Here is an 11,088-nt window from a genome sequence, read left to right as displayed (position 1 = left end):
TCTTTGTTTTTTGTCTTATTCAAAAACGCAATACCGCCCCAATATGGCTGAATAAAGTTATATACAATATCTTTCAGTGCGAAAATCCTGCCATATTGTTTCAATTTTTCATATAGCTCCGGCACGCACGCTATTTGCTGCACCGGTTCTTTGGATGATTTCCATTTCTGGATGAGTGGTCGAAAATCAAAGGGACTTTGTTCATCCTGTGCAATGATTTCATAGGCAGCCTTATAAGAAGCACTGTCCAGCTTCATTTTGACCGAAGTGACCCATTTTTTATATTTTTCGTCCTTTTTGTCTGGAATCTCTAAATTCTCTCGCGTATACGGTTCAAGTTCCTGCATCAATCTGTCATATTTGGTCTGCGATTGATAGCGGTCACACAATTCGTCCAGATACGCCTTTGTGAACGTCCCGTTCTCAAACATAGACAAATCTACAGTCAGAGATGTTCCTCTGTCATTCTCCAGCGGTATTTTCATCCGCTGCATAACGCGAACAAAACCCAACAATCCGGCATTATACAGGGCATCGTTGAGCTGCAACGTTTGTTTCACTGCCGTTATCCTCCTTCCGAAATCGTAAGAATATCAAACAATCCAAATCCCGCAGATCGTCTGGATCCTATACCGCTCTGATACAAATAATTCAAAACCTGCGGCGATGCAGTCAAAACCGCTGTCCCCAAAGAACAAGCAATTTTTTGCCCATAATGGCGGATCACAGTCTTTTTCATCTCATATGGAATCAATTGAACAGACTGTTTCTCTTCTTCTGTAAATTCCGTCCGATCTTTGAGCTGATACGCAATGACGCGCGTGAATTGCTGTGCAAAATCGTCATCTTCTATCGTGATGTACCGATCTTTACGTTCCGTATGTTCTCGCACACACAGCGGTGCTAACATACGAATCAGCAGTACATGACCGGTTTGGCTGACTGGCTTCTCCGGAATCATAACAACATTTTCAATGTGCAGGATATTATCTTTGACTGGATGTGTCTTTCCCTTCATGGTCAAAAGTGCATTGTTCAAAATCGCCGCCGTTCTTGGGTCTGCGGTAGACACGGTTAAGGTAAGCTTTGCCTCCGGCTTTGGGAGAACAATGACATCTCTCGAAAATCGAACCCCTTTGGGCAGTCCCACAGCAAAACTAAATGCCTTAGTATGGTTTCCTTGGTAAAACTCTTCAAAATATTTTCCATCCGCATACGCAGTAAGTGCCCGTTTGAATAAACTGAGCATTGACCTGCGATAGTCAATCGGAAGCGTCTCTCCATGTAAATCGGTATGTAATTGCAGCATCAGTCGCATACTCATCACCTCATCTTCATCTTGCGTCTATTATATCACCATCTCCTGTGAAGCACAAGCATTCTTATTCCTATATATTATGTTTACAATAAATTTGACAAATCAACTGCCTTCCTGTATGATAATATAATGTGTTTTAATTCTTACCATATTGGAATGTAAAGATATAGTATGTTATGAACATATTCTAATTAATCGCTCCATCTTGGAAAACCAAAACCCTCTCGGAGAATTCTCTCTGAGAGGGCTTTTTGCATTCAATCAAAAGTTCTGATCGTACTTTGTAAAAATGGTTGCGGCTTCCGCGCGGGTTGTTGCGCTCTTCGGATTCAGATACAACTTACCCTGTTGTGCCGAGCCATGGACAATTCCCTGCTCTACCGCCCAGTTCATTGCATCAGATGCCCAAGAAGAGATCTGAGCAGTATCTTCAAACCCCGTCAGTGTTTGCGTAACCTTTGGCTCTCCCTGTGCGCTGTACAGCATTCTCACGAGCTGTTCCCGCGTCACATTTGCATTTGGAGCAAACTGGTTGTTTCCCACACCGCCAACAATATGATTTTGTGCCGCCCACTGCACAGCATTAAAATACCATGCATTCTTTGGCACATCTGTAAATACCGGTTTCTGCGAGACGCTTGGCTGGCCAGCGCGATTATACAGAATCTGCGTAACCATCGCGCGAGACAGAGAGATCTGCGGTTCAAATGTTGTTGTTCTGGTGCCTGCCATGAGATGATGTTCATAGGCATATCGAACATATGGATCATACCAAGCATTCAATGGAACATCCGGAAAGACCATCTTAGCAAGGTCTGCTTTAGAAATGCACTGAATGGTTGCTTCCTTTTCCCATGTTCCCTCACTTGTATATCCTTGAATTTCAACCGGAATGCCTTCATCATCGTACAGATATTTATAGCCGTACTCGTCGCCATATTCTCCTTCCGAACAGCACACGACACTGGTTACTTTGCCATTTTTATAGGTGTACTCATATCGCGTTGTATCCGTAATGGTCTCACCAGTATCATAGCTATAATACGTTGCATCTTTCTTGACAACGTTGCCATATGCATCATAGGTTGCTCGAGTATTCCATGTTATAACAGATTCCCATTGACCATCTCTATTGGATTTTTCGATTCCTTCTATCGTATAGCCCGTGCTGTCATACGTGTAGATTTCTCTGTCTCTCGCCATATCATGGTCAATAGAAACATTGTTTTCAATGACTCTCCCCTGTTCATCATACGTGTATTCGGAAATACTTCCCGATGCAAATGTTTCCTCTCTTCTGTCGCGAACAAGCTTTCCGTTCTCATCGTACCAATAGGATGTCGTAACCGTAAATTGGTCATCAACTGTGTACTCGTCTTTTACCAACTGTCCTTTTTCGTTGTAGGTATTGGTATACCGCGTTACATCGTTCGGAGAAATCGATGCTGTGACATTGCCCTGCTTATCATACTGATAGTGGGTATACGAACCATCGATCCAATTGACTTCCTGAATGGCATAATCGGGGTGACAGATAAAATAATCGCCGAATTCTCCCTCTTTGATTGGGTCGGTTGCCAGTGCCCCGGCGGTCGCTGCCGCAGCAATACATCCGCCCAGCAAGAGACTGGCTGCATACGTTTTCCATTTCATGTTCAGCACCTCCTCGGTATACAGTTCTACCATTTTATGTAAACAGTATACCAGGAGATGCTTGTTTTTACAAGTAACAATATTGTTAAGAAAACAATTTGACACCCTATCCCAAACATGCTACAATAACCACATAAAACCGTACCTCGCTTGTACGGAGAGTGGATTTTTCTAGCATCGTCTATTTTCGCCACACAGTTGTTTTTCAGCTGTGTGGTTTTTTATTGCTTTCGGAGGTGGTTGATTTGAATCAGACGTTCATGAAAGAACGAAAAATCCTTCCCTTGGTGCTGTCTATGTCGTTGCCAATGGTTATTTCTATGACGGTCAACTCGCTGTATAACATTGTAGACAGCTTTTTTGTCGCCAAAATCAGTGAAGAAGCCATGACCGCTTTATCTCTGGTATATCCAATTCAGAATCTGGTCAACGCGGTGACGATTGGCTTTGCCATTGGCATCAATGCTGTCATTGCGTATTATCTCGGCGCAAAGCAAGAGAGCAAGGCAAATGATGCCGCAACACAAGGCATTCTTCTCAATTTTCTGCACGGCATTTTGTTGACAATTGGCTGCATTGCCGTCATGCCGTCTTTTCTGCGCATGTTCACGTCAGACCAAACCGTTTTACAGCTCGGTTTGCGCTATGCCAATATTGTTCTTTTATTTTCCCTTGTCATTTCTATGGCGGTGTCCTTTGAGAAAATTTTTCAGTCTGTCGGAAAGATGAAAGTTTCCATGTTCAGCATGATGGTAGGCTGTGTCAGCAATATTCTCTTAGATCCTATTTTGATTTTCGGACTCGGTCCTGCGCCCCAATTGGGCATCGAAGGTGCAGCAATCGCAACGGGAATCGGTCAAGTGCTGTCCTTGGCTGTATATCTGCTCATTTATTTGTTTCGTCCGATGGGTGTCCGGATTCAGCTGCGTGGCTTTTCCATGAACAAGAGCTTAGCTGTGCGTTTGTATTCGATTGGTATTCCAGCGGCGCTCAACATGGCTCTGCCATCCGTCCTGATTTCCGCTCTCAATGGCATTTTAGCGGCATACGGACAGGCCTATGTACTGGTTCTCGGCGTTTATTATAAATTGCAGACGTTCCTGTATCTGTCTGCCAACGGCATCATTCAAGGCATTCGTCCGTTGGTCGGCTACAATTACGGCGCAAAGGAATATCACCGCGTACAGCGCATCTATACGACATCTCTTACCCTGATCGCATCGATTATGGCGGTGGGTATGGTGCTGTGTCTGCTCTTCCCGCAGACCCTGATGGGACTGTTTACAACCAACACACAGACCTTGGATATTGGCGCGACAGCTCTGCGCATTATCAGCTTGGGCTTTATTGTATCCGCGGTTTCCGTCACAGCATCCGGCACCTTAGAGGGTCTCTCGCAGGGTATGCCGTCGCTGGCGATTTCCCTGTGCCGATACATTGTCATTATTATTCCGGCAGCTTTTATTCTGAGTCATGTCCTCGGTGCTGTCGGCGTATGGTACGCCTTTGGCATCAGCGAATTGCTGACTGCATTGGCAGCCGGTCTGATTTATCACTCTGTGTCACGCAGATGTATGAAAATTTGAGCACAAAAAGACGTTGAGCCGGATGTTCCTGCATCCGGCTCAACTGGGTATTTGCGGTAGAAAGGGTGAATAAAAGAATAGAAAAAGGGTGGAAAGTTCAAAAACAAAAAGGTGAAAGAAAGATATATAGAGACTGCATCTATTATGATGCAGATGCTTTTAGTCTGCTCGCCGCGGAGCGATGGACAATGTGAGCGAGCAGTTAGTACATTGTCTTCTGTGCTTTCGATGGTTTTATTTTACCGGAAAATTATGAAGGAATCCTCACGATGTCGTAAAGAATTTATGACAGAGTTGTGAATAAATTGTAACAGAGCTTATGAAAAATAGCGTTTGTGTTTCCGAGGATACAGTGGTACAATAAAAGAATCAGAAAATATGAATCCGTGGAGGTCATTATGGATCAGAAAGAAAGAGCATTACAGGCCCATCGCGATTGGAAGGGCAAGATTGAAGTCATTTCTCGCTGCAAGGTAGAAAATGCAGACGATCTGTCGATTGCATACACCCCAGGCGTTGCCCAGCCGTGTCTGGAAATTCAGAAGGATGTCGATCTGAGCTATGTGTATACGCGCCGTCACAATCTGGTAGCTGTCATTACTGACGGTTCCGCTGTTCTGGGACTGGGTGATATTGGCCCGGAAGCAGGTATGCCGGTTATGGAAGGCAAATGCGCTCTGTTCAAGGAATTCGGCGGTGTCGATGCATTCCCTCTCTGCGTCAAGACAAAAGACGTCGATGAATTTGTCAATACGGTCGCTTTGATTTCCGGTTCGTTTGGCGGCATCAATCTGGAAGATATTGCAGCACCGCGCTGCTTTGAAATCGAGCGCAAGCTCAAGGAACGCTGCGACATTCCGGTATTCCATGATGACCAGCACGGAACTGCCATCTGCTGTGCTGCCGCTATGATTAACGCGTGCCGTCTGACCGGTCGCAAGCTGTCTGACATCAAGATGGTTGTCAACGGTGCCGGTGCTGCCGCTATCGCCGTGACCAAGCTGCTTGTCAGCATGGGTCTGAAGAACGTCATCATGTGCGATAAGTTCGGCGCTCTGTATGAGGGCTGCGAGCAGATGAATTCGGAGCAGGCATACATGGCAACGATTACCAATCCGGAGAACAAGCGCGGCACGCTGGCTGATGTCCTGCCGGGCGCAGATATTTTCTTCGGCATGTCCGCACCGAACGTTCTGACCAAGGATATGGTTCGCACCATGGCAAAGGATCCGATGGTATTCCCGATGGCAAATCCGACACCGGAAATCATGCCGGAGGATGCACTGGAAGCCGGTGCCGCTGTTGTCGGCTGTGGCCGCTCGGATTATCCGAACCAGATCAACAACGTCCTCGCCTTCCCTGGTGTATTCCGCGGTGCTCTGGACGTCCGCGCTTCGGATATTAATGAAGAAATGAAAATCGCCGCAGCATATGCCATTGCCAATGTTGTCAGCGATGAAGAGCTGAACGCACAGTACATCATGCCGAAGGCATTTGATCCGCGCGTTCGCGATGCCGTTGCAGCAGCTGTTGCTCAGGCAGCACGCGACAGCGGTGTAGCAAGAATCTAATCGAATTGTATGAAGCAGCCGTTCTATGAAACATAGAGCGGCTGCTTTTTTATATTTCCTCTCTCGAAACACAACAAAAAAGACAGCCAATTTCTTGACTGTCCTAAAACTTGGAGCGGATGACGAGGCTCGAACTCGCTACCTCCACCTTGGCAAGGTGGCGCTCTACCAGATGAGCTACATCCGCATATTCTGTTTTTGTCTGTCGTCTGTTCCCTGACGACGATACTTATTATACGCGATGATACCCGTTTTGTCAACAAAATTTTGAAAGTTTTTTAAAAAAACTTTTCACACAAAAAATCGGCGCAGCTTCCCACTCCGAAGCCGCGCCGACAAGCGTTTTGCTCGATTTATCCTTTGGAATCGATGATTTGGAGAATCTGTTCCGGGCTGTCTACTAGGACGTCCGCGCCATTTTCCGTTAGCACCTCTCGGCTGCGGAAGCCCCATGTCACACCGACAGCATACAATCCGGCATGTTTCGCCGTCTGCATATCGGTTCCCGAATCCCCGACATACAGTACCTGCTCCGGCTGCACATCCAGCTGCTGCATCACCATCCGGCAGGACGTCGGGTCTGGCTTGCGCGGCACGCCGACGTGCTCGCCAAAGACCACATCCGTCTTTCCCGGAAAGAAATACGCAATCAGCTCTTGTGAAGCAGAGTCAATCTTGTTGGACAGCACCGCCACTTTCATGCCGCGCTTTCTCAGCGCCGTGAGCAGCTGCGGAATGCCGTCATACGGCACGGTATGGTCATGAATATGTGCCGCATAGTACGCTTTAAAATCCTCCAACGCAGCATCTATTTCTGCATCCGATGTTCCTTCCGGCATCGCCCGACAAATGAGCAGGCGAATCCCGTTGCCGACAAAGCGTCGGATCTCATCCATAGAACGCGGAGCCAGCCCGCGCACGGCCAATGCATGGTTTGTCGCCGCCCGCAGGTCGCCCAACGTATTGAGTAAAGTCCCATCCAAATCAAAAATTACTGCCTGTTTCAAAAATGACGTCCTTCTTTCGTTTATCTCTGTGTCAGCGGATTCAGACGCTTTCCGCCATAGGTCGCGCGGCGCAGGAAGCCGGAGACATCCTTATTGATGGCATCGCGGCGCACACGCCAGCTCCAGTTTCCGCCCAGCGTGGACGGCGTATTCATGCGCGCATCCGCGCCCAGAGACAGCAAGTCCTGCATCGTCGTCATGGCAATGTCGCATGGAGCGGCAAATGCCGTGCGAATAGCGCTCCAACCGAGCGGCTCTCTATCCGATGTGCGCAGATATTCGCGCATGACATCGCGGTCTGCATCGCTGCACTTATCCATAAATTGTTCGACAACGGTCTCCGAGTCGTGCGTAGAGGTATAGCCCACGCAGTTCTTCGGCCAGTTGAACGGAATATGATCGTTGTTCTCATCCGCACGCATACCGAAAATCATCACGCGCATTCCCGGATAGCCGCTCTTCTTGAGGAACTTGCGCACCGCGTCGTCAATATCTCCTAGATCTTCCGCGATAATCGGTACGTCGCCCAGTGCCGCACGAATTGCCTTAAACAGCTTCATACGCGGGCCCTTCTTCCACTTTCCGTTAATGGCAGTATCTTCGCCCTCCGGCACTTCCCAATACGCCTGGAAGCCGCGGAAATGGTCAATACGGGTGACATCAAACAGAGCCAGATTGCGGCGCACACGCCAGATCCACCACTTGAATCCGTCATCCTCAATGACCTTCCAATTATAGGTCGGATTGCCCCACAGCTGACCGGTTGCAGAATAATAATCCGGCGGAACACCCGCTACACCGTGCGGCTTCAAATCGCCGTCTACCTGGAACATCTCCGGATGTGCCCACACATCACAGCTGTCCGGCGAAACATAAATCGGAATATCACCGATAATCTGAATGCCCTGCTTGTTGGCATAGGCACGCAGCTTTTCCCACTGTGCAAAAAACAGGTACTGCATGAATACATAGAAATCAATTTCATGCTTGAGTTCAAACGAATACTTGCGCATTGCCTCCGGATCTCTGTGCTTGATGGCAGCATCGTCCCAATCCCACAGCGCCTTCTGGTCAAAATGCTTCTTGAGCGTCATGAACATGGCATAGTCTTCCACCCAGTCTTTATTCTCTCGGCGGAACGCATCCATCTTACCCATCTGAATCATGGAGTTCTGTGCGCGGTCAAAGGCGCGATGCAAAATTGGCAGGCGCGTCTGTGCCAGCAGCTCATAATCTACACGATCCGGATTGTGTCCGACATCGGCATCGTGCAAATCCTGCTCGCTGAGCAGTCCCATGTCTTTGAGCATATCTAAGTCAATAAAATACGGATTGCCTGCGGCGGCGGAGAAGCACTGGTACGGACTGTCACCAAAGCCGGTCTGTCCGAGCGGCAAAACCTGCCAATAGGTCTGACCGCCGTCACGCAGAAAATCGACAAAATCATATGCATCCTTGCCCAAGGTTCCGATACCATATGGAGACGGAAGGGAAGAAATATGCAGAACAACACCACTAGATCTCTGAAACATAATAACACCCTATCTCTATTTATTTTGCAAACGAATTGCATTTTTACGATAATTCCGCTATAATCATTACAGAAAAACCGTATATTTGACATGATTATCAAAGGAGAGTATTCCCTATGCGGATGAGAAAGAAAAAGAATCTGGACACCCGTCTGGCAAACTGTGCGCCGGTGCTGGTCTCCGATCCGGAACAGCACAAGGGGCAGTGGCGTGCGCTGTTTGGCAACACCAACCCGCTTCATCTGGAAATTGGCTGCGGCAAAGGCCGTTTCATCATTGAAACCGCCCGCCGGAATCCAGACATCAATTATCTCGCCATTGAACGCGAGGAAGGCGCTCTGATTATGGCGACCGAAAAGGCTATGGAGCTGAAGCTCCCGAACCTCCAGTTTTTGGACTTCGATGCCGCCGGTTTGACCGACATCTTTGCCGATGGAGAAATTGACCGCATTTACCTCAATTTCTCTGATCCATGGCCGCCGAACCGTCAGCGCAAGCGCCGTCTGACCCACGCCAATTTCTTAGCTCTGTACGACTGCGTGCTCGCCAAGAACGGTCAGGTTCATTTTAAGACCGACAACCAGCATCTGTTCGAGTTCACACTGGAAGAGATGTGCAGCTACGGCTGGCTGATTCAGAATATTTGTCTGGATCTGCACAACAGCGACCAAGAAAATATTATGACGGAATACGAAGAAAAATTCTCCAAGGAAGGTTTCCGCATTTACCGTCTGGAGGCAAGCCGTCGCGATGAGGACACGCTCACGCGTGCACATACGCCGCCGCGCACCGCACAGCAGCTCGCTCAGAAGGCCCGCGGCTCTGTCGCACCGTCTTTCGGCTCCTCGCAGGCTTAATTATATCATTTTTCACCAACAATAGCAAGGTTTATCCGAATATTTTTGTACGATACGTCCAGAAACAGCATTCTTGTCTGTTTTTGGACGTTTTTTCGCATCTTTTTTCGCCAATATACCATTTTCATACAAGTAAGAAAAAAAGACGGCATGGAAAATTCCATGCCGTCTTGTGGTTTTATGCTGTATCAGCATTGTTTATTTCTTGTGCGCAGAGCAGGAAGAACAGCTGCCGCCGCAGGATGAGCACCCCGGGCAGCCTCCTCCGCAGTGACCGCCGCAGGAATGAATGCCTTTCTTATTGTCCGAATACAGCTTGTGAACAATAGCCGCTACAATGATAACAAGGACAAGCAGTACAACAATTGTACCGATGTTTTGCATGAGCCAGGTCATATTTCTTCCTCCTTCGATCGTATTTTTATTTTCGCACGAAATTTACTTTGCGTCAACCGCCAGTGTGCTCTTCTTTACTTCTGCCTTCTTGCTCGGACGAAGCAGCAGGAAGAAGAACGCAACAATCACAACGATAGCTGCGATGGTGCCGATGCCGAAGCCCTTGCCGCCAAACAGGCTAGCAACCTGATAGATAACCAGACCTACCAGATAAGCCAGACCGCACTGATAGCCGATTGCACCGAGGAACCACTTGGTGTTGTTCATCTCACGACGGATCGCACCCATTGCTGCGAAGCACGGAGCGCACAGCAGGTTGAATGCCAGGAATGCATAGCCGCTTGCCAGTGTGAAGGTAGCTGCCATGTTCTGGTATACGGTGCCAGCACCATTAGCATACAGGATACCCATAGTACCTACGATATTCTCCTTTGCAACCAGACCGGTGATGGAAGCGACAGTTGCCTGCCAATTGCCGAAGCCGAGCGGTGCGAAGATCCAGCAGATCGCATTGCCGATCTTAGCCAGAATGGAGCAGTCGATCTGATCCGATGTCAGCATACCGAAGCTGCCGTCTACCCATCCAAAGTAAGTAGTGAACCAAACGAGAATGGTGGACAACAGGATGATGGTGCCTGCCTTCTTGATGAAGGACCAGCCGCGCTCCCACATGCTGCGGAGAACGGTGCCTACAGTCGGCATATGATATGCCGGCAGCTCCATAACGAACGGAGCCGGATCGCCTTCAAAAATCTTAGTCTTCTTCAGAATGACGCCGGAGCAAATGATTGCTGCGATGCCAAGGAAATAAGCAGAAGTTGCTACCCATGCTGCGCCGCCAAAGATTGCGCCTGCAACCATGGCGATGAACGGAGTCTTTGCGCCGCACGGAATAAAGGTCGTGGTCATAATCGTCATACGACGGTCTTTTTCATTCTCGATGGTACGAGAAGCCATGATGCCCGGAACGCCGCAGCCGGTACCGATCAGAATCGGAATAAAGGACTTACCGGACAGACCAAAACGGCGGAAAATACGGTCCATGATGAAGGCAACACGAGCCATGTAGCCGCAAGCCTCCAGGAATGCCAAGAAGATGAACAGTACGAGCATCTGCGGCACAAAGCCCAGAACCGCGCCGACACCGGCAACAATACCGTCCAGAATC

The 11,088-nt window shown here is 48.4% G+C and carries 10 protein-coding genes and 1 tRNA gene; 3 read left to right on the top strand and 8 right to left on the bottom strand.

Annotation, left to right across the window (positions count from 1 at the left end; translation table 11 throughout):
• From ACR0P9_RS03090 to ACR0P9_RS03080, 3 genes are all read right to left on the bottom strand, one after another.
• Window positions 1-560 (bottom strand): hypothetical protein (locus tag ACR0P9_RS03090; RefSeq protein ID WP_432617384.1); only part of this gene is annotated, 560 nt, incomplete at its 3' end.
• Between the two features lie 5 nt (window positions 561-565).
• Entirely contained in the window at window positions 566-1,318 is a 753-nt protein-coding gene (gene cas6 / locus ACR0P9_RS03085) for a CRISPR-associated endoribonuclease Cas6 (protein ID WP_432617383.1), read from the bottom strand.
• Window positions 1,319-1,579: 261 nt separating this feature from the next.
• The gene (locus ACR0P9_RS03080) at window positions 1,580-2,971 is read right to left on the bottom strand and encodes an S-layer homology domain-containing protein (RefSeq protein ID WP_432617382.1); all 1,392 of its coding nucleotides are present in this window, start codon (window positions 2,969-2,971) and stop codon (window positions 1,580-1,582) included.
• Window positions 2,972-3,216: 245 nt separating this feature from the next.
• Between ACR0P9_RS03080 and ACR0P9_RS03075 the strand changes: the two genes are divergently transcribed.
• Together ACR0P9_RS03075 and ACR0P9_RS03070 are read left to right on the top strand one after the other, a co-directional pair.
• Window positions 3,217-4,557: an MATE family efflux transporter gene (locus ACR0P9_RS03075; RefSeq protein WP_432617381.1), complete on the top strand. Its 1,341-nt coding sequence runs from the start codon at window positions 3,217-3,219 to the stop codon at window positions 4,555-4,557.
• 398 nt (window positions 4,558-4,955) lie between these two features.
• Window positions 4,956-6,128 (top strand): NAD(P)-dependent malic enzyme, encoded by a 1,173-nt coding sequence (locus tag ACR0P9_RS03070; RefSeq protein ID WP_432617380.1) that lies wholly within the window; start codon window positions 4,956-4,958, stop codon window positions 6,126-6,128.
• A 111-nt stretch (window positions 6,129-6,239) separates the two neighbouring features.
• Here the strand turns inward: ACR0P9_RS03070 and ACR0P9_RS03065 are convergent.
• From ACR0P9_RS03065 to malQ, 3 genes are all read right to left on the bottom strand, one after another.
• Window positions 6,240-6,315 (bottom strand) — tRNA-Gly (locus ACR0P9_RS03065).
• 166 nt (window positions 6,316-6,481) lie between these two features.
• Window positions 6,482-7,135: an HAD family hydrolase gene (locus ACR0P9_RS03060; RefSeq protein WP_432617379.1), complete on the bottom strand. Its 654-nt coding sequence runs from the start codon at window positions 7,133-7,135 to the stop codon at window positions 6,482-6,484.
• Between the two features lie 20 nt (window positions 7,136-7,155).
• Window positions 7,156-8,667, bottom strand: a complete 1,512-nt coding sequence (gene malQ, locus ACR0P9_RS03055) for a 4-alpha-glucanotransferase (RefSeq protein ID WP_432617378.1) — start codon at window positions 8,665-8,667, stop codon at window positions 7,156-7,158.
• Between the two features lie 116 nt (window positions 8,668-8,783).
• Between malQ and trmB the strand changes: the two genes are divergently transcribed.
• A complete protein-coding gene (gene trmB / locus ACR0P9_RS03050) occupies window positions 8,784-9,524 on the top strand; it encodes a tRNA (guanosine(46)-N7)-methyltransferase TrmB (protein ID WP_432617377.1) in 741 nt (246 codons plus the stop codon).
• 198 nt (window positions 9,525-9,722) lie between these two features.
• Here trmB and ACR0P9_RS03045 read toward each other — a convergent pair whose 3' ends face one another.
• Window positions 9,723-9,920, bottom strand: a complete 198-nt coding sequence (locus tag ACR0P9_RS03045; RefSeq protein WP_432617376.1) for a FeoB-associated Cys-rich membrane protein — start codon at window positions 9,918-9,920, stop codon at window positions 9,723-9,725.
• Window positions 9,921-9,962: 42 nt separating this feature from the next.
• Window positions 9,963-11,088: ferrous iron transporter B (gene feoB, locus ACR0P9_RS03040; protein WP_432617375.1), on the bottom strand; the 1,126-nt coding region annotated here is incomplete at its 5' end.

It is taken from the genome of Butyricicoccus sp. (assembly GCF_050872565.1).
GTDB lineage: Bacteria > Bacillota > Clostridia > Oscillospirales > Butyricicoccaceae > Butyricicoccus_A.
Note: the sequence above shows the minus strand (reverse complement) of the source record. Positions and strands in the feature narration are given on the sequence as shown.